At 36.9% G+C, this 19135-nt stretch carries 23 protein-coding genes (1 of these 23 cut by a window edge); 11 read left to right on the plus strand and 12 right to left on the minus strand.

What is annotated here, in order from left to right; genetic code table 11:
- On the plus strand, positions 1–583 hold the 3' portion of the coding sequence (locus JFT89_RS15755; protein WP_016096636.1) for a potassium channel family protein. It extends 413 nt beyond the left edge of the window; the window shows 583 of its 996 coding nt (coding positions 414–996); the start codon falls outside the window, past its left edge; its stop codon occupies positions 581–583.
- Here the strand turns inward: JFT89_RS15755 and JFT89_RS15760 are convergent.
- Positions 570–983 (minus strand): YugN-like family protein, encoded by a 414-nt coding sequence (locus JFT89_RS15760; protein ID WP_002112567.1) that lies wholly within the window; start codon positions 981–983, stop codon positions 570–572. The genes JFT89_RS15755 and JFT89_RS15760 overlap by 14 nt on opposite strands.
- A 108-nt stretch (positions 984–1091) precedes the next feature.
- Positions 1092–2444 (minus strand): glucose-6-phosphate isomerase, encoded by a 1353-nt coding sequence (locus JFT89_RS15765; protein ID WP_002015845.1) that lies wholly within the window; start codon positions 2442–2444, stop codon positions 1092–1094.
- A 282-nt stretch (positions 2445–2726) separates the two neighbouring features.
- Between JFT89_RS15765 and JFT89_RS15770 the strand changes: the two genes are divergently transcribed.
- The gene (locus tag JFT89_RS15770) at positions 2727–2960 is read left to right on the plus strand and encodes a DUF378 domain-containing protein (protein WP_002034535.1); all 234 of its coding nucleotides are present in this window, start codon (positions 2727–2729) and stop codon (positions 2958–2960) included.
- A 112-nt stretch (positions 2961–3072) separates the two neighbouring features.
- On the opposite strand, the gene yugI is transcribed toward JFT89_RS15770, so the two are convergent.
- The 3 genes from yugI to JFT89_RS15785 all read right to left on the minus strand — a co-directional run bounded on the left by yugI (position 3073) and on the right by JFT89_RS15785 (position 5355).
- On the minus strand, positions 3073–3417 hold the full coding sequence (gene yugI / locus JFT89_RS15775) for a S1 domain-containing post-transcriptional regulator GSP13 (RefSeq protein ID WP_002015848.1): 345 nt from the start codon (positions 3415–3417) through the stop codon (positions 3073–3075).
- Between the two features lie 253 nt (positions 3418–3670).
- Complete coding sequence (locus JFT89_RS15780; RefSeq protein WP_201040345.1) at positions 3671–4861, minus strand: aminotransferase; 1191 nt, start codon at positions 4859–4861, stop codon at positions 3671–3673.
- Entirely contained in the window at positions 4858–5355 is a 498-nt protein-coding gene (locus JFT89_RS15785; RefSeq protein WP_002067952.1) for an Lrp/AsnC family transcriptional regulator, read from the minus strand. The genes JFT89_RS15780 and JFT89_RS15785 overlap by 4 nt, the downstream gene beginning before the upstream one ends.
- Positions 5356–5652: 297 nt before the next feature.
- Here JFT89_RS15785 and JFT89_RS15790 point away from each other — a divergent pair, with 297 nt between their 5' ends.
- Together JFT89_RS15790 and JFT89_RS15795 are read left to right on the plus strand one after the other, a co-directional pair.
- Positions 5653–6645: a 2-hydroxyacid dehydrogenase gene (locus JFT89_RS15790; protein ID WP_033707267.1), complete on the plus strand. Its 993-nt coding sequence runs from the start codon at positions 5653–5655 to the stop codon at positions 6643–6645.
- 230 nt (positions 6646–6875) lie between these two features.
- A complete protein-coding gene (locus JFT89_RS15795) occupies positions 6876–7715 on the plus strand; it encodes an alpha/beta fold hydrolase (protein ID WP_002089283.1) in 840 nt (279 codons plus the stop codon).
- Between the two features lie 177 nt (positions 7716–7892).
- Here JFT89_RS15795 and JFT89_RS15800 read toward each other — a convergent pair whose 3' ends face one another.
- Complete coding sequence (locus JFT89_RS15800; protein WP_002015854.1) at positions 7893–8144, minus strand: YugE family protein; 252 nt, start codon at positions 8142–8144, stop codon at positions 7893–7895.
- A 117-nt stretch (positions 8145–8261) separates the two neighbouring features.
- On the opposite strand from JFT89_RS15800, the gene JFT89_RS15805 reads away from it, so the two are divergent.
- Positions 8262–9413 carry a MalY/PatB family protein gene (locus JFT89_RS15805; RefSeq protein ID WP_016096633.1) on the plus strand — a complete coding sequence of 384 codons (1152 nt, stop codon included), beginning with the start codon at positions 8262–8264 and terminating at the stop codon, positions 9411–9413.
- Positions 9414–9530: 117 nt separating this feature from the next.
- On the opposite strand, the gene sodC is transcribed toward JFT89_RS15805, so the two are convergent.
- Positions 9531–10070 carry a superoxide dismutase [Cu-Zn] gene (sodC, locus tag JFT89_RS15810; protein WP_016096632.1) on the minus strand — a complete coding sequence of 180 codons (540 nt, stop codon included), beginning with the start codon at positions 10068–10070 and terminating at the stop codon, positions 9531–9533.
- 68 nt (positions 10071–10138) lie between these two features.
- A complete protein-coding gene (locus JFT89_RS15815) occupies positions 10139–10315 on the minus strand; it encodes a hypothetical protein (RefSeq protein WP_000982763.1) in 177 nt (58 codons plus the stop codon).
- A 171-nt stretch (positions 10316–10486) separates the two neighbouring features.
- Between JFT89_RS15815 and kapB the strand changes: the two genes are divergently transcribed.
- The gene (kapB, locus tag JFT89_RS15820) at positions 10487–10870 is read left to right on the plus strand and encodes a kinase-associated lipoprotein KapB (RefSeq protein WP_001209324.1); all 384 of its coding nucleotides are present in this window, start codon (positions 10487–10489) and stop codon (positions 10868–10870) included.
- A 40-nt stretch (positions 10871–10910) separates the two neighbouring features.
- Here the strand turns inward: kapB and kapD are convergent, their stop codons facing one another.
- Positions 10911–11534 carry a 3'-5' exonuclease KapD gene (gene kapD, locus JFT89_RS15825; RefSeq protein WP_016093478.1) on the minus strand — a complete coding sequence of 208 codons (624 nt, stop codon included), beginning with the start codon at positions 11532–11534 and terminating at the stop codon, positions 10911–10913.
- Positions 11535–11824: 290 nt separating this feature from the next.
- Between kapD and JFT89_RS15830 the strand changes: the two genes are divergently transcribed.
- Positions 11825–13150, plus strand: a complete 1326-nt coding sequence (locus JFT89_RS15830; RefSeq protein WP_002167463.1) for an ArsB/NhaD family transporter — start codon at positions 11825–11827, stop codon at positions 13148–13150.
- A 103-nt stretch (positions 13151–13253) separates the two neighbouring features.
- Here the strand turns inward: JFT89_RS15830 and JFT89_RS15835 are convergent, their stop codons facing one another.
- Positions 13254–13721, minus strand: a complete 468-nt coding sequence (locus JFT89_RS15835) for a hypothetical protein (protein WP_201040346.1) — start codon at positions 13719–13721, stop codon at positions 13254–13256.
- Positions 13722–13839: 118 nt separating this feature from the next.
- Between JFT89_RS15835 and JFT89_RS15840 the strand changes: the two genes are divergently transcribed.
- Positions 13840–14553: a DNA alkylation repair protein gene (locus JFT89_RS15840; protein WP_016096631.1), complete on the plus strand. Its 714-nt coding sequence runs from the start codon at positions 13840–13842 to the stop codon at positions 14551–14553.
- 345 nt (positions 14554–14898) lie between these two features.
- Positions 14899–16275, plus strand: a complete 1377-nt coding sequence (locus JFT89_RS15845) for a glycine--tRNA ligase (protein ID WP_002015863.1) — start codon at positions 14899–14901, stop codon at positions 16273–16275.
- A gap of 37 nt (positions 16276–16312) precedes the next feature.
- Here the strand turns inward: JFT89_RS15845 and JFT89_RS15850 are convergent, their stop codons facing one another.
- Positions 16313–16696, minus strand: coding sequence for a hotdog fold thioesterase (locus JFT89_RS15850; RefSeq protein WP_002067934.1), 384 nt, complete (start codon positions 16694–16696; stop codon positions 16313–16315).
- Between the two features lie 97 nt (positions 16697–16793).
- On the opposite strand from JFT89_RS15850, the gene JFT89_RS15855 reads away from it, so the two are divergent.
- Positions 16794–17537 carry a DUF3298 and DUF4163 domain-containing protein gene (locus JFT89_RS15855; RefSeq protein WP_016096630.1) on the plus strand — a complete coding sequence of 248 codons (744 nt, stop codon included), beginning with the start codon at positions 16794–16796 and terminating at the stop codon, positions 17535–17537.
- A 50-nt stretch (positions 17538–17587) separates the two neighbouring features.
- Complete coding sequence (locus JFT89_RS15860) at positions 17588–18181, plus strand: biotin transporter BioY (RefSeq protein WP_002067931.1); 594 nt, start codon at positions 17588–17590, stop codon at positions 18179–18181.
- A 45-nt stretch (positions 18182–18226) separates the two neighbouring features.
- Here JFT89_RS15860 and galU read toward each other — a convergent pair whose 3' ends face one another.
- Positions 18227–19114 (minus strand): UTP--glucose-1-phosphate uridylyltransferase GalU, encoded by an 888-nt coding sequence (gene galU / locus JFT89_RS15865; RefSeq protein WP_002067929.1) that lies wholly within the window; start codon positions 19112–19114, stop codon positions 18227–18229.
- Positions 19115–19135 lie beyond the last annotated feature (21 nt).

A 19135-nucleotide genomic window follows, 5' to 3' on the forward strand; every position in this document is an offset into this window, starting at 1 on the left:
GAACCTTGATATCGTTTTAATTGATGAAACACTTTCTTTACTTCCAAAGCCATTTCATCATTTAGAATTTATAAAAGGTTGTCCGCATCACGATCAAACTTTATTAAAAGCTAACATTGCAACAGCTCACACTATATTAATAACATCAGATAAAGAGAAGAACGAAAGCTTAGCAGATACACAGTCCATTTTAAATATTTTAACTGCAAAAGGACTTAATCCAAACATTCACTGCATCGCTGAACTTCTTACTTCTGAACAAATCCAAAATGCAACGAGAGCTGGCGTATCAGAAATTATAGAAGGAAATAAATTAACGAGCTATGTATTTACCGCTTCTCTTTTATTCCCTTCCATTTCAGGTGTACTATTCTCACTTTACGATGAAATCTCTGATAACAAATTACAACTGATGGAGATTTCCCCGTCCTGCACCGGACAATCCTTTGCAAATTGTAGCTATACTCTTTTAAAACAAAACATTCTCTTACTAGGTGTAAAGCGCGACGAACAATATATGATCAATCCAGTTCATTCTTTCATTCTCATAGAAAGCGACATACTCATCGTTATTCACCATTAAAAAAATGATTTTCTAGTTCTTGTACCAATACTTTACCAATATTGACATACTTTCTTTTCACATCTCCATCTGGATCTTGCGGCTCCGCAAATTGATCCAATCCACTCGTTCCAGCTGTTAAAGCATTAACATTATCATCTAGTTCGTCTTGATATACGTGCGAAAGAATATACGGTGTTTCAAGACGGACTATTACACCAGGCACATCTAGTTCCCCATCCACCGCTGTAAATGGTACGCGTAAAAATTGATACCCTTCTTCTTCGTCGATTTTATAATCAAAGCATCCTTTAGCATAATCCCAATTGCCGCCAATACTATATCCAAGTGGTTTCATAACCTCTTCTAACTTATATAACGCATATGTACATCCTTCTAATTTTGATTGAATCGGAATCAAGCCCATCCCTCCTAGACTTTTCCTTTAGCATACCCATTCTAGTTTGAATATACCGATGTACCTTTCAATAAAATAATAAAAAGCGACCGGAGACCCGATCGCTTTTCATTATTTTAAACGCTCTTCTAATTCTGCTTTTAATTCTTCAAATCCTGGTTTACCAAGTAAAGCAAACATGTTTTTCTTGTATGCTTCTACTCCCGGTTGGTCAAATGGATTTACGCCTAATAGGTAGCCGCTCATCGCACATGCTTTTTCGAAGAAGTATACAAGGTAACCGAATGTGTACTCATTTAATTCAGGGATGTTTACGATTAAGTTTGGTACTCCGCCATCGCTATGTGCAAGTAATGTACCTTCGTATGCTTTTGTGTTTACGAAGTCTATCGTTTCACCAGCAAGGTAGTTTAATCCATCTAAATCGTTGTCGTCTAATTCAATTTTTAGTTCGTGTGTAGATTTACCTACTTTAAGAACTGTTTCGAATAGGTCACGACGACCTTCTTGAATGTATTGACCTAATGAGTGTAAGTCAGTTGAGAAGTTTGCTGAAGATGGGAAAATACCTTTTTGATCTTTTCCTTCACTTTCACCAAATAACTGTTTCCACCACTCAGAGAAGTAGTGAAGTGCTGGCTCATAGTTAACAAGCATTTCAATTGTTTTCCCTTTATTATATAGAGCATTACGAACTACTGCGTATTGGTAAGCTGGGTTTTCTTCAAGTTCTGATTTCGCGAAATCATTATGACCAGCAGCTGCACCTTTCATCATCTCTTCAATGTTTAGACCACTTACAGCGATTGGCAATAAACCTACTGGTGTTAATACAGAGAAACGACCGCCAACATCATCTGGAATAACGAACGTTTCGTAGCCTTCATTATCAGATAATGTTTTTAAAGCACCGCGCGCTTTATCTGTAGTCGCATAAATACGTTTGCGTGCTTCTTCTTTTCCATACTTTTCTTCTAATAATTTACGGAAAATACGGAATGCGATTGCAGGCTCTGTTGTTGTACCTGATTTGGAAATAACGTTAATAGAAAAGTCTTTACCTTCTAGTACGTCCATTAAATCTTTCATGTAAGTGGAGCTAATGTTTTGTCCAACAAATAGCACTTGTGGAGTTTTACGTTGTTCTTTAGAAAGCGTGTTATAGAAAGAATGGTTTAACATTTCGATTGCTGCGCGTGCTCCTAGGTAAGAACCACCAATACCTACAACAAGTAAAATGTCAGAGTCATTTTTAATTTTTTCTGCGCATTTTTGAATGCGAGCAAATTCTTCTTTGTCATATTGAAGCGGAAGCTCTACCCACCCAAGGAAATCGTTCCCAGCTCCAGTTTTTTCGTGGATTGCATGATGTGTTACTTTTACTGCATCACGTAAATAAGTTAGTTCATTTTCACCGATGAAGGATAACGCTTTAGAATAGTCGAACGTTACATGTGTACTCATCTTTTTCCCTCCAATTATGTATATGTATTTCTGTATTCACTTTAGCGAAACTAAAGTTGTAAATCAAGCGATTCAACAATTGTAAACGTAACCATTATTTATTTTTTAGAAAAAGTTCATTTTTTGCATAAAAATTCGAATTTTTCGGTATAGATGTATATACATCGTTTTTCGTACATTTTTCATGTATAAAAACAACAAAACTATACCATTCTATAAAGGAGTTAAATTTTCTTATTAACTCCTTGCTTGCTCACGCTTCACATTAAGGGGGGACTTTTCATGAGTACCTTGCAACGTATCGCATTAGTCTTCACTGTAATCGGCGCTGTTAACTGGGGACTGATCGGGTTCTTCCAGTTTGACTTAGTAGCGGCTATTTTCGGGGGACAGAACTCAGCTCTTGCACGTATTATTTACGGCATCGTTGGTATTTCTGGGCTTATCAATCTCGGCTTACTATTTAAACCATCCGAGAATCTTGGTACTCACCCAGAAACACATGAAATTCAATAGTCAGTATGTCTTTTTCGCCTCCGACATACGAATATGATTGCATGCAATCATATTTGCAAATATATATATCATAAGTCACAGTAAAAGAGGAACGCTCATATGCGTTCCTCTTTTACTTTATTACCTCCGACTCTTCAATCCATTCTGCTAGCTTTTCTCGCAGTGTATTAAATCCGTTCTCTGATGGATTCGGTATAAGAATTCGTCCTTGCTTTCTTTTCGCCGCTTTTAACGATAAACTCATTTTTCTGTGTTCTTCATCAATTGAAAGTACTTTTACTTCTACTGTATCCCCGACCTTTAAAAAGTCATGAATATCTTTTACATATCCATTTGTAATTTCAGATATATGCACAAGTCCTTGTGTTTCTGCATCTAAAGCTACAAATGCACCGTAATCTTGAATTCCAGTTACTTTCCCTGTTACAACCACTCCCGTTGTATATTGTTCTGACATGTGAAACACTCCCATACGTTTACCATTTTCTCTACAATTGTAAATAGCAAAGCAGATGTATTTATTATTAAATATCCGATTGGTGAATAAGTATCCTAAGTAAAATACCGAGGATACTTACACCTTATATTAGTAAATTATACCACTATGATAGAACTCATTCAAAATTCATGAAAAAATTTCCTGTAATACGTATAATTCTCCAATATTAGGATAGAATACTAACACATGGCTTTCTAGTATTCCCCCCCTTTTATGGACAGAACGTATTGTGTTTTGTCCTTTTTTTATTCTCTATGAACCGTTCCATTCTCTTCATGGCTTCCATAAGTTGCTCAAGCGATGTTGCATATGAACAACGAATAAATCCTTCACCACTCCCGCCAAACACATTTCCAGGAACAACAGCCACTTTTTCTTCTAATAATAATTGTTCTGCAAATTCTGCTGAAGATAGTCCGGTTGAAGCTATAGAAGGGAAAACATAAAATGCCCCGCCTGGCACATGACATGTTAAGCCCATTTCATTGAAAGATGTCGTCATAAAGTTACGACGTTTTTTATAGCTATCTCTCATTCGAATTACTTCATCATTCCCTCCGCGTAATGCTTCAAGCGCTGCAAATTGAGACATCGTTGGTGCACACATCATTGAATACTGGTGGATTTTGAGCATTAATTCTGAAAATTGAACAGGGGCTGCAATCATCCCAAGACGCCACCCCGTCATGGCAAACCCTTTTGAAAACCCTGAAATTAAAATCGTATGGTCACGCATATTTTTAATACTCGCGAAACTCGTATATGCTTCGTCGTATACGAGCTCTGCATAAATTTCATCCGATAACACGATTAAATTATACTTCTCAACAATAACAGCTAGCTTTTCTAATTCGGATTTATTTAACATTGCGCCTGTTGGGTTATTGGGAGAACAAAGTAATATTGCCTTTGTTTTCGTTGTAATAGCTGCTTCAATTTGATTTGGCTGTACTTTAAATTCATCTTCTAATGAAGTCGCCACTGGAACTGGGACCCCGCCCGCTAACGTAACAAGCGGTGCATACGAAACGAAACTTGGTTCAATAATAAGCATTTCATCATCAGGGTTTACAATAGCACGCATCGCTACATCTAGCGCTTGACTCGCTCCAACTGTAACAATGATTTCATCATTCGGATCATAAGATACTGCAAATTGTTTTTTTAGATACTTTGCTATTTCTTGACGGAGCTCCAATAATCCTGCATTTGCTGTATATGACGTATATCCTTGTTCTAAAGAACGAATACATGCTTGCCTTACATTCCAAGGTGTAACAAAGTCCGGCTCTCCCACTCCAAGTGAAATAACACCTTTCATACTTGCCGCTAAATCAAAAAACTTTCGTATACCGGACGGTTGTAAAGATTCTGCTACTCTAGATAGGTCAAATTGCTTCACGGTGTCACCACAATTCTCTTATCATCATCTGTCTTTTCATAAATAATCCCCTCATGTTTATACTTCTTCAAAATAAAATGAGTTGTCGTTGAAACGACAGATTCAATTGTTGCTAATTTCTCAGAAACAAACATCGCTACTTCTCCCATCGTCTTTCCTTCTAATGTAATAGAAAGGTCATATGTCCCAGACATTAAATAAACGGATTTCACTTCTGAATAGCGATAAATTTGTTCAGCTACTGCATCAAAACCAACACCACGCTTCGGTGTAACTTTCACATCAATCATCGCCGTTAAACCAGTATGTTCTTTCACTTTTGTCCAATCGATATGTGTTACATAGTCCACGATAATCTTTTCACTTTCTAATTTCGTAACCATTTTTTTCACTTCTTCTACTTCTATATTTAACAACTTCGCTAATGTATCTACAGATAAACGACTATTCTTTTCAAGACAAGCTAATAATTCCAATTCTTTCTCTGTCACCATATAAATCATCCTTCCTTTTAGTTTGTGTCTAAATTATACAAATACTCTTTCCAGTTTGAAAAGAAGATTTTTTTTGAGAATTATGTCAAAATAAAGTGAAACTTGAATCAGTGGAATGCTTTATCTCACTGATTATTAGCCCGCACCAATCGGGCATTTACGGACAGTTGCTTTCCAACTTATATTCTTTGCCTTAGCTGTTCTTCAAGGCGGAAAGCTTACTGCCCGCAAATAGCGGGGTAAAGTGAAACTTGAATCAGTGGGAGCTTCATACCCGCTGATTATTAGCACACACCAATCCAGGTAAAGAGGAAAGGGGATGGAACCGTGAAACCAAAAGTATATATTGCCGAACCAGTTCCAACATTTGTAGAAAACTATTTATCAGAACACTGTGATTTTGAAAAATGGGATCGAAACGAGAAAGTACCTCGTGATGTTCTATTAGAAAAAATAAAAGATAAAGATGGGTTATTAAATTTCGGATCTACTATAAATGAAGAATTATTGCAGGTTGCTCCTAATTTAAAAGTAGTAAGTAACATTTCTGTTGGCCATGATAACTTTGATTTAAAAGCGATGGAGAAACAAAATGTTATCGGAACGAATACTCCATATGTGTTAGATGATACAGTAGCCGATCTCGTTTTCGCTCTTATGTTATCTGCTGGTCGCCGTGTTTGCGAACTCAATTCCTATGTAAAAAATGGTGAATGGAACGCTGAAATTGGAAAAGAACACTTCGGACTAGATGTACATCATAGTACGATTGGTATTATCGGAATGGGACGAATTGGAGAAGCTGTCGCAAAACGAGCGAAATTCGGCTTTGATATGAATGTCCTTTACTATAACCGTCGCCGTAAAGAAGAAGCTGAGCAAAAATTTGATGCTACATATTGTGATTTACAAACTTTAATCAAACAATCTGATTTTATTATTCTTCTTACTCCATTAACAGATGAAACGTATCATCTTATCGGTGAAAAGGAATTTTCACTAATGAAAGAAACAGCAATTTTCATTAATGCTTCTCGCGGGAAAACAGTAGATGAAACTGCATTAATTCATGCGTTAACAGAAAAGAAAATATTTGCAGCCGGCATCGACACATTTACACAAGAGCCGATTCAAAAAGAGAATCCGCTCTTATCATTACAAAACGTTGTAACTTTACCGCACATCGGATCTGCAACATTAAAAACTCGGCAGCAAATGGCAATGACAGCTGCTGAAAATTTAGTAGCAGGATTACAAGGAAAAACACCACCTAATATTGTGCGTGGGTAATTATAAAGTGAAACTTTAATCAGCCCTTACCAATCGGGCTTTTACGGGCAGTTATCTCCCACCTAACTTCCTCGCATTCGCCGAATTTTGAGGTGGGAGTCTACTGCACGATAAATTGCGGGATAAATATGCGAAAGGCAAGATGACATCGTCATCTTGCCTTTTTTTGTTAACATATTTTGTTTCTTGCCGGGAGATGATATGAACAAAAATCAATGGAGTGACAAAAAATGAACCATGAATGCAAATGCCCTTACTTCACTTTTTCCACTCGCGGGACTACTATTCATTACGAATTGTATGAACATAATACTAAAAAAGAACGACCTACTTTCGTACTCGTTCACGGCTTCCTCTCTTCCTCATTTAGCTATCGACGACTCATTCCTTTACTAACAAAGGAAGGTACAGTAATTGCCCTTGATTTACCACCATTCGGAAAAAGTGATAAATCTCATCTCTTTAAATATTCTTATCACAATTTAGCAGCTATTATTATCGATTTAATCGAACATTTATCTCTCGCGAATATTGTATTAGTTGGCCATTCTATGGGCGGACAAATTTCACTCTTTGTAAACCGTTTACGCCCTGAATTAATTTCAAAGACGATTTTACTATGTAGCTCTAGTTATTTAGCACGCGCAAACTTACCTTTACTGTACTCCTCTTATTTACCGTTCTTCCACTTATACGTGAAGAACTGGATTATTCGAAGGGGCATCGTCCATAACTTAATGAATGTCGTTCATGACCATTCATTAATTGACAATGAAATGATGGAAGGCTATGCTGCTCCTTTTTATGATGATCGTATATTCCCTGCTTTAACTCGAATGATAAGAGACCGCGAGGGTGACTTATCTTCAACTGAATTACAAAAAATCGAAACCCCAGTATTACTCATTTGGGGTGAAAAAGATCGCGTCGTCCCTGTACATGTAGGACACCGTCTCCATAAGGACCTACCTAATTCAACTTTCATTTCTTACGAAAATACAGGGCACTTACTACCTGAAGAAAAGCCCGATCATGTTTATGAAGAAATTATTACGTTTGCGACGCAATAAAGTGAAGCTTTAATCCGTGGGGGTTTTTACGGGCAGTTTGATTTCTCGCCTAACCTCTTTGCTTCAACTGAATTTTGAGGCGGGAGTCTTACTGCCCGTTAAAACGGGATAAAGTGAAGCTTTAATCAATCTGCACAAATGAAAATAAACAAAAAGGCTGTCGTAAATTCCGACAGCCTATAATGAACAACTTCCGCCTTCTTTTAGTACGAGTAACTCTACTGCTAATTTTTCGCATTTTTCAAGTGCAGGTACTTCTTCAAAAGACATAAAGTATATATGTTGAATCTTCTTTGCGATGTATTTCGGATCATCAAACACACTTACGACGTTTACAACATCGCTCGCTTCTGTTTCATAAAACTCCGGTCCCATTTGAAACGGATCCCAATTTTTCACAACCTCAATCATTTTGTCATATGCACCCATCTGCTTCCCGCCTTTTCACTTTTTAATGCTTTTCTTTATCGTATCACATCAGCTATTCTATAAGAAGAGTGAGAATTTTCATAACTTAACAGTTTGACAGAAGAAAGGAGCAAACATATGCAACTATTTCATAAAACGGTAAATCGTCGCGGAACGCATAGTACAAAATGGGATACATATAAAAATGAAGAGCTCATCCACGCTTGGATTGCCGATATGGATTTTGAAGTACCAAAACCAATTCAAACTGCATTACAAAAACGCACAGAACATCCTATTTTCGGCTATACACTTCCTCCTGAAAATATTTGGGATATCATTTGTAATTGGACGAAAAGCCAATACAATTGGGAAATACAAAAAGAATGGATTGTATTTAGCGCAGGTATCGTTCCAGCTCTTAGTACGAGCATACAAGCTATAACGAAAGAAGGAGAATCCGTACTCGTACAACCTCCTATTTATCCACCATTTTTTGAAATGGTCAAAACAAATAATAGACAATTATGTGAGAGTCCCTTGCTTAAACAAAATGGCATATATAAGATAGACTTCGAGCATCTAGAAACTCAATTTAAACAAGGTGTAAAACTAATGCTTCTTTGCAGCCCTCACAATCCTATCGGGCGCGTTTGGACGAAAGAGGAGCTAACAAAACTCGGTACGTTATGTACGCAATATAATGTAACCGTTGTCGCGGATGAAATTCACGCCGATATTATTTATAGAGGCCATACTCATACACCGTTTGCTTCTTTATCTGAAGAATTAGCAGCACGCACTATTACTTGTATGGCTCCGAGCAAAACATTTAATATCGCTGGATTGCAAGCATCGATCATTATTATTCCGAACGAAAATCTCCGTACTACCTTTATGTCTATCCAATATAGACAAGGATTCCATGGATTAAATACATTTGCTTATACAGCAATGCAAAGTGCCTATACAGAATGTAATGATTGGCTAAATGAAATTCGATTGTACGTTGAAGATAACGCTCAATTTGCTTGTGAGTATATTCAAAATCACATACCAGCTCTTTCTATAATTAAACCAGAAGGCAGTTTTTTACTGTGGATTGATTGTTCCCACTTGGACCTTTCTCAAAATAAACGAACAGCCTTGCTTGAAGAGAAAGGTAAAATCATCGTTGATCCTGGTGAGAAATACGGAACAGGTGGAGAAGCCCATATAAGAATTAACATTGGCTGTCCTAGATCTGTTTTAGAAGAAATTTTAAACAGACTGCGTCATACATTCTCCTAACAAAAAAAGAGGCTGTTCCAAAATCATTTTGGGACAGCCTCCTTTTTTCGGTAAATCGATATAATTCCACTTACTATCATGTGGTTTCTCAACAAAATCTACCATTCACGGTACATTCTATTTTTTCTTCATGTCCGACGCTTTTTTTACGATAACACCGCAAGCAATTCGATCACCAGATTTTCCTGTTGGTTGTGTCATACCATCATCAGGGTTTTCTGTAATTATAATAGACGCTCCATCTTTTCTATGAATCGTCGTTTTTCCTTCTTCAAGCGTTATATGCGGCGCATCGATTTCCGCTTTAATCTTTCCAGAACCGTCTGCAATTACGTTCGGTAAATCACCATTTTCTGCACCCTTCGGATTGAGGCGTCCGTGCTTTTTATTGTCTGGATTAAAATGATTCCCAGATGATTCAAAACGAGGTGCTTTACACTCTCCAATTTCGTGTACATGTATTCCATGCGGGCCTGGTGTAAAACCTTCCGCTTTAATCTTAATCTTCACTCCACTTGTTTGCTGAACTACTTTTGCAGTCCCAACTTCATCACCTGAAGCATTATGTAATTTCACGTCAATTTCTTTCGGCTTTCCTTGGTCACAACCCGCCATCAGAAATAACAAACAACAACTGAAAAAAAGCCGTCTTTTCATTCAATTCCCTCCAAAATACTTTCTGCCCTTAGATTGTCCGAGCATAGAGGGAAACATGCAAAAATGAATTACTGTTTCTTTTCAGCTAAAAGCTTTTCTTCTACTTTCTGTAATCGCTCTGCTTCTCGTTTTGATACACGAATAAACATACGCCACGTAGCAACCGCACCGATGATAAATAGAACGCAAACAATACCTGGAATAATATACTCCGTTTTATCTTCAGGAAAATATAAAGGCATCATATAGAACACTCCTTATCAGGGAATTTATGAAAATAATCAACATCAGAATTTTCTGTTATATCATTTTAAATTATAGTTGAAGCCTGTCATATTCTCAAGGACATTCAAAAATCAACTAATTTCTTTGACTCCTTCTTATACTTTCCTTACTATAAACTTGAGGTGAAAAATATGAGAGAAACATTTGAAATTGGTGAAATCGTTACTGGTATTTATAAAACTGGAAAATACATCGGCGAAATTACAAATAGCCGTCCTGGCAGTTACGTCGTAAAAGTACTAGCTGTTTTAAAACATCCGGTGCAAGGTGATTTACATAATGTAAAACAAGCTGACGTACCATTCTTCCATGAAAGACGTGCTTTAGCTTTTCGTGAACAGACGAACATTCCAGAGCAAATGGTGAAGAAATATGAAGGAGAAATTCCGGATTATACAGAGTCACTAAAATTAGCATTAGAAACTCAAATGAATTCATTTTCTGAAGATGATTCACCTTTTGCGGGGCGTAGTCTAGAAACACTTCAGCAATTGAAGCAAGATTACAAACTTTAAAAAACAAAACGACCAAATTACATATTTTGCAATTTGGTCGTTACTGTGTACTCACTTTCTTTAACACTTTCGAAAAATCAACAAGTTCCCCTAATGTCGGAGGTGCTGGTTTGACTAAATACTCTTTATCTTTTTCTACTAACTTAAAAATATTATATGTCGTCATCGCATCATCAAGTGCACAATGATGCTTTCCGGTTCCTGCTTTTCCATACGCCTCAATTGCCTTCCACAGCCCTGTTTGATTTCTCTCTCCAAAAAACTTCTTATACTCAAGCGATAAATCACGAAATTGTCCAAAGAATGGAAATTCTACTCCCGCCATTTCACAATTATGCTTTAAGACTTTCATATCCATATTTCCCCACGTTACAATTGTCGGTTTACAACTCTTTTCATATTCTGCAAGTTTCTCAACAAGTTCATGAAAAGAAATTCCTTTGTCCACTACTTCCTGTTTAATTCCTAAAAATTTTTTACATCGATCCGTTAAAGACGGAAATGTTTTCGGTCTAATATGCGATGAATACGTATCTTCCACCTTACAACCAACAACTGAAACGAGTCCGACCTCAATAATTTCTGGGAAAAAACCTTTTGGCTTCTTTCTATGCTGGGGCATCGTAAACTCAAAGTCTAAAAACAAAAATCGTTGTTCATCCATACGATCCCTTCCTTATCATCTTTGTCATTCCTTTCTATTTGACACTCCTACACGAACAAGCTCGAATGCTGATTCGATTTTAAATATTCAGATTGGATGTATCTTATATATATGTCAGATGCCCACAAATATTTTTAAAAATAAGAAAAAATGACCTATGCAGAAAATATGACAAAATAAACCCTTTCATTTACATCCGCCATTTTTCTACTTTATAATGACGTTATGTGTGTTCCATCTAGTTAATTTTTTGACACACTAAGAAAAGTGAATGAAGGGAGATGAGAGTTTTGCACGAAACAACGCAAGAACTCGCAAACTGGCAGTATTATTTCGCTATCGCAGTCTTTTTAATTACATATGCCATTATTATTTCTGAAAAAATTAACCGTGCTGTCATCGCACTTCTTGGTGCGGCATTCATGGTAATTGCAGGGGTCGTTGACTTACACAACGCCTTTACGAAACATATTGAATGGGGAACAATTACATTACTCATCGGCATGATGATACTGGTAAACATTACAAGTAAGTCAGGTGTCTTCCAATACGTTGCCATTAAAGCCGCAAAAGGAGCACAAGGAAATCCAATTAAAATTTTAATTTCACTTTCCTTACTTACCGCGCTTGGCTCCGCATTTTTAGATAACGTTACAACAGTACTTCTTGTTGTTCCAGTTACTTTATCTATTACGCGCATCTTGCAAGTAAATCCTGTTCCATATTTACTTTCTGAAATTATTTTTTCAAATATCGGAGGAACAGCAACATTAATTGGTGATCCACCAAATATTATGATTGGTTCTGCAAATAAGCATTTAGATTTCAATGCTTTCTTATTCAACTTAGCACCTATCATAATCATCATTATTGCTGTTACAGCAACAATTCTTTACTTCATGTACCGTAAGCAATTAATTGCTGATCCTGTACAAATTAAAAAATTAATGAGCTTAGATGAAAAACAATACATTAAAGACCCAGTATTAATGAAGAAATCTTTAACAGTACTTGGCCTTACTATTTTAGGTTTCATGACTCATTCTATTTTCCATATTGATGCAGCTATCATCGCCTTAACTGGCGCTACTGTACTTATGTTAATCGGTGTGAAAGAACATGAAATTGAAGAGGTATTCGCAAGTGTAGAGTGGGTAACAATCTTCTTCTTCGCGGGACTATTCGTACTCGTTGGAGGACTTATCGATATCGGGCTTATCAAAATGTTAGCTCAAAAAGTAATTGGGATAACAGGCGGAGATATTTCTCACGCATCTATCCTTATTCTATGGGTATCTGGTATCGCCTCTGCAACAATCGATAACATTCCATTCGTTGCAACAATGATTCCGCTTATTAACGATATGGCAGTTGGGCTAGGTTTATCACCTTCTGACGCACAAATTGACGTACTATGGTGGGCATTAGCATTAGGTGCTTGTCTAGGTGGAAACGGAACATTAATCGGTGCTTCTGCTAACGTAATCGTAGCTGGTATCGCTAGCCGTGAAGGACATAAATTTAGCTACATGGAATTCCTAAAAGTCGGATTCCCAATTATGATCGTTTCATTAATCATTTCTCATATTTACATTTACTTACGCTATCTTATGTAGTAGAAAAAAGCGCCCTGCTCAGCAGGGCGCTTTCGTTCTTTTTTCAGCATATCCGAATTATTATGAAACCAAATATATCGACCGCAGGGCAACTTTGATACGCCTACTCGTTATACCTCACCGGCTCATTCCGAATAATGAACAAATGAATCGGCAAGAAAACCGAAAATGTGATTGTATGAACGATCGTAAATAGTATGGAATTCGTTCCGTATCTATCCAAAATAGCGTAGATAAGATAAATAGACAGTACAAGTGATACAGCTGTTGCTAATATATATAGAATTGGTACGAAATTAAAGATGAAGCATCCAACATATATGCCAAATACTTTCCACCCTGCTTCTTCTTTCAAGAAATCTGGTAATTTATCTTTCGCTAAATCACCCCATATCTTACTATTTATAAACGGAATAAAAGCAAGAACACCATCAGTTGCACCATCATTTTTCGCCATCGTATAAAGTGCAAAAGCCGTTAACAAATACGAAATAATTGCCCAAATTATTATAACAAGAATAAACGTAAAACTAAGAGCAAAGAAACCTGCTAGTACGCCTTGTTCTTCCATCTTATCCTCTCCTCTCTCTTCTCAACATATTTCATTACAGTGCAAGTTATGTTTTAAAATTTAACCAAACTCTTTGTATAATAAGAAGAGAAAGATAATGAGAGAGGAGTACATACCTATGCATCCATTTGTAAGGGCATTACAAGAGCATTTTACAGCTCATCAAAATCCCGAAAAAGCAGAACCGATGGCACGTTATATGAAAAATCACTTCCCGTTTCTCGGTATTCAAACTCCTGAGAGAAGACAGTTATTGAAAGACGTAATTCAAATACATACTCTCCCAGATAAAAAGGACTTCCAAATTATCGTGCGTGAACTTTGGGACCTACCAGAACGTGAATTTCAAGCTGCCGCACTCGATATCATGCAAAAATATAAAAAACACATAAATGAAACTCACATCCCATTTTTAGAAGAACTTATTGTCACAAAATCTTGGTGGGATTCTGTTGATAGCATCGTCCCTACATTTTTAGGTGCTATCTTTTTAAAACATCCAGAATTAATTTCTGCATATATTCCAAAATGGATTGCATCAGAAAACATATGGTTACAGCGTGCCGCTATTTTATTCCAGCTAAAATATAAACAAAAAATGGATGAAGAACTCCTTTTCTGGATTATCGGGCAACTACATTCCTCAAAAGAATTTTTCATTCAAAAAGCAATCGGCTGGGTCCTTCGCGAATATGCAAAAACAAAACCAGATGTGGTATGGGAATACGTTCAAAACAACGAACTCGCTCCACTTAGTAAACGCGAAGCAATTAAGCACATTAAGCAAAATTACGGAATAAATAACGAAAAAATAGGCGAAACTCTATCCTAGATGGGCACGTTCCTCTATTGAGATTTAAAAAAGAACGTGTTAAAATATGTTCATTATTATTAATATAAGTAGCGATGACGGACTTATAAGTACTTGCATAAAAAGCGATTCAGGGATAGTGAAAGCCTGAAGCCGCGAGGAAACGGCAGTCTCGAGCAATACGTGATAAAGTGGATGCACATTTTGTGTATCAACTAGGGTGGAACCGCGGGCAAACGCTCGTCCCTAGGCGATTAAGCCTTGGGATGAGCGTTTTTTTATGTTTTTTAAAGCATATATTGCTCGTTTCCAAAGTACCCATCACGTCATCGCAAATACGTTAACTTTCAAAAGGAGGATTTTATTATGTATTCAATGGAACAAGTTGTAAACTTAGCGAAACATCGCGGTTTCGTTTTCCCTGGTTCTGAAATTTACGGTGGTCTTGCAAACACATGGGATTACGGTCCACTTGGAATCGAATTAAAAAATAACGTCAAAAAAGCTTGGTGGAAAAAATTCATTCAAGAATCTCCACACAACGTTGGTTTAGATGCTGCTATTTTAATGAACCCAAAAACTTGGATCGCTTCTGGTCACGTTGGTAACTTTAATGATCCAATGATCGACTGTAAAAAATGTAAAGCTCGTCACCGTGCTGACAAATTAATTGAAGATGCATTAGACGCAAAAGGTATCGAAATGGTCGTTGACGGTCTTACTTTCGACCAAATGGCTGACTTAATGAAAGAACATGAAGTAAAATGCCCAGATTGCGGTAGCCAAGAATTCACGGAAATCCGTCAGTTCAACTTAATGTTCAAAACATTCCAAGGTGTTACAGAGTCTAGCACAAACGAAATCTTCCTTCGTCCTGAAACAGCACAAGGTATTTTCGTAAACTTTAAAAACGTACAACGCTCTATGCGTAAGAAACTTCCATTTGGTATCGGCCAAATCGGTAAAAGTTTCCGTAACGAAATCACACCTGGTAACTTCACATTCCGTACACGTGAATTCGAACAAATGGAACTTGAATTCTTCTGTAAGCCTGGTGAAGATTTAGAGTGGTTCGCATTCTGGCGTGAAACTTGTAAAAACTGGTTACTTTCACTTGGTATGACTGAAGAAAGCATGCGTCTTCGTGACCACGGTGAAGACGAATTATCTCACTACAGTAACGCAACAACTGATATTGAATTCAGATTCCCATTCGGTTGGGGCGAACTATGGGGCGTTGCATCTCGTACAGACTTCGATTTAAAACGTCATATGGAACACTCTAACGAAGACTTTAACTATATCGATCCACAAACGAATGAGCGTTACGTGCCTTACTGCATCGAGCCATCTCTAGGTGCAGACCGTGTAACATTAGCATTCTTATGTGATGCATATGAAGAAGAGCAATTAGAAAACGATTCTCGTACAGTTCTTCGTTTCCACCCTGCTTTAGCACCATATAAAGCAGCTATCTTACCATTATCTAAAAAGCTATCTGAAGGTGCTACTGAAGTATTCGCAGAACTAGCTAAAGACTTCATGGTAGACTTTGATGAAACTGGTTCTATCGGTAAACGTTACCGTCGTCAAGACGAAATCGGTACTCCATTCTGTATCACATACGACTTCGACTCTGTTGAAGACAAAGCTGTTACAGTACGTGACCGTGACACAATGGAACAAGTTCGTATGCCAATTAGCGAACTAAAAGGTTTCTTAGAGAAAAAAATCCAGTTCTAATTAAAAAAAGAGGCAGCTCATAAGAGCCGCCTCTTTTCTATTTTTCACGTTTTTCTTTAATTGCTACTGTACATCTTGAAATACATAATAAGTCATCATTTTCATCAATGATACGAATATCCCAAACCATCGTTGAATGACCTCTATGTATCGGTGTTCCAATTGCTGTTACAATTCCATCTTGCTTTGAGCGAATATGATTTGCATTAATTTCTAATCCGAAACAAATACATTTCTCTTGATCAATTAAATTGTATGAACCAACACTTGCCACAGTTTCTGCTAATGCAACAGATGCACCGCCATGTAAAAATCCAAACGGCTGATGCGTACGTTCATCAACAGGCATTGTAGCAACTACTTTATCCTCTGTCATTTCTAACAACTCAATTCCAAGCGAATCCATTAAAGTTTTTGACATATCGTTTCCCCCTTTTCCTCACTTTTAATTAAATGTATATTTTTACCTATTTACTTTCAAACTACCTATAACACTTATATAAGGAGGTTTCACCTAAATGAAACAGAAATTTTGTATACTACTGCTTATGTTCTCCTTACTCACTATTGTACCAAATTGTACGCATGCAGCCAAAGCATCCAACCTGACAATCGATGTGAAGACTGTAACGCAAAAAGGTAAGAAACCTTATATAGAATATCAAATTAATAGGCCTTCTTTTCACAATTTTTCTGATTCACAATTCCAAAATAAGCTGAATTCCTATTACAAAAACTCTACTACTAAATTTAAAAGTAAATTAGAAAAAGAAGCGAAGAAATATTATAAAGAAACAGAAGGATCTAGCACACCTTTTCATCCATACGTTGCAAATGTTGACTATAAAGTAGCTTTAAACAAACCACCTTTCCTCAGTCTATATGTGAATTACTATCAATATACAGGCGGAGCGCACGGACTGTATACGTGGAAGGCAAATACATTTGATTTAAACGAAAAAAAATTATTACACTTAGACGATTTATTTCAGCAAGAGGATAAATATAAAGAAATAATTCGCACAGAGATTGTAAGACAAATTAAACAAAATGAAAGCATTTATTTTCCTGATGCAGCCGAAAAGGTAACGAGCACTAAAAAGTTTCACTACTTTTTAGAACCGGATAATCTTGTGATTTATTTCCCTTTATATGAAATTGCTCCTTATTCAAGCGGAATCCCGCAATTTCGTATTCCATACACATTGCTTAGAGACTATTTAAAGCCTTCTTATCAAAATATTTTGATTGACAACAAGTAAATATTTTCGCTACGATAATGTTAACCTAAACACAACCGGAGGTTAACATTATGAAGAAACTTCATGTTTTAGATTTAGCATTAGCTGCCATGTTCGTCGCTCTTATGGCTATTGGTGCAAATATTGTATCTTGGGCACCATTCCTGCAAATAGCGGGCGTTCCATTATCTATGCAACCATTTTTCGCAATTTTAGCAGGGCTTCTTCTGGGAAGTAGACTCGGGGCATTATCAATGACTGTTTACATGCTTGTTGGAGTAGCAGGTGCGCCAATCTTCGCTAACTTCAAAGCTGGTTTTGGAGCACTTTTAGATCCTACTGGTGGTTTTATTATCGCATTTATTATCGTTGCTTACGTATCAGGAAAACTAGTAGAACAAAAAGAACGACCAACATTCAGCACCTTTGCAATTTCTTCTTTCGTCGGAATCATTTTAACGTATATTATCGGTACTACTTATATGTACGGGGCAGTCAATATTTTCATGGGTGGTAATATGAGTTATAAAGCTGCCTGGATGATTATGATGTGGTTTGCAGTAAAGGATATTGCGTTTACAATTATCGGCGCTATTATCGCACCTCGCATATACTATGCTGTACGTCGTTCGGCTTATCAGCGTTCTCATTCGACGATTTCATAATAAACAAGGAGCTGTTCCTATAGGAACAGCTCCTTGTTTATTATATTAAGACTCTTGCTTCATTTGCTCTTCTAAAATTTTCTTCATCATTACTAGCATATCATCACGTAATTCTGGGTGTTGCAATGCCATTTCAATTGTTGTTTGAACAAATCCTAATTTTTCACCAACGTCATAACGCTTTCCTTCGAAATCATATGCAAATACACGTTGAATTTCATTTAAGCTTTGAATTGCATCCGTTAACTGAATTTCGCCACCCGCTCCCACTTGTTGCTGTTCCAAGAACATAAAGATTTCAGGAGTTAAAATGTAACGTCCCATAATCGCTAAGTTTGAAGGTGCAGTACCTTGCGTTGGTTTTTCAACGAAATTACGAACTTGATAACGACGTCCCTCTTGCTCTAACGGATCAATAATTCCGTAGCGATGTGTTTCTGCTTCAGGAACAGTTTGTACACCAATAACAGAAGAAAGTGTTTTATCATACTCGTCCATTAATTGACGTAAACATGGTTTTTCAGCTTGAACGATATCATCGCCTAATAATACTGCAAACGGCTCATCACCAATGAATTTACGCGCACACCAAACAGCATGTCCTAATCCTTTTGGTTCTTTTTGACGAATGTAATGGATATCTACCATTTTAGAAGAAGCTTGTACTTTTTCAAGTAACTCATACTTTTTCTTCTCTAATAAGTTTTGCTCTAATTCAAATGCGTTATCAAAATGATCTTCGATAGAGCGCTTTCCTTTACCAGTAACGATAATAATATCTTCGATGCCTGATTTTACTGCTTCTTCTACGATGTATTGAATTGTTGGTTTATCTACAATTGGAAGCATTTCTTTTGGCATTGCTTTCGTTGCTGGTAAAAAGCGTGTTCCTAATCCCGCTGCCGGGATAATTGCTTTTCTCACTTTTTTCATGACAAATACCCTCGCTTTTCA

Origin of the sequence: Bacillus sp. TH25, from assembly GCF_016650935.1 — a bacterium.
Taxonomy (GTDB): domain Bacteria; phylum Bacillota; class Bacilli; order Bacillales; family Bacillaceae_G; genus Bacillus_A; species Bacillus_A mycoides.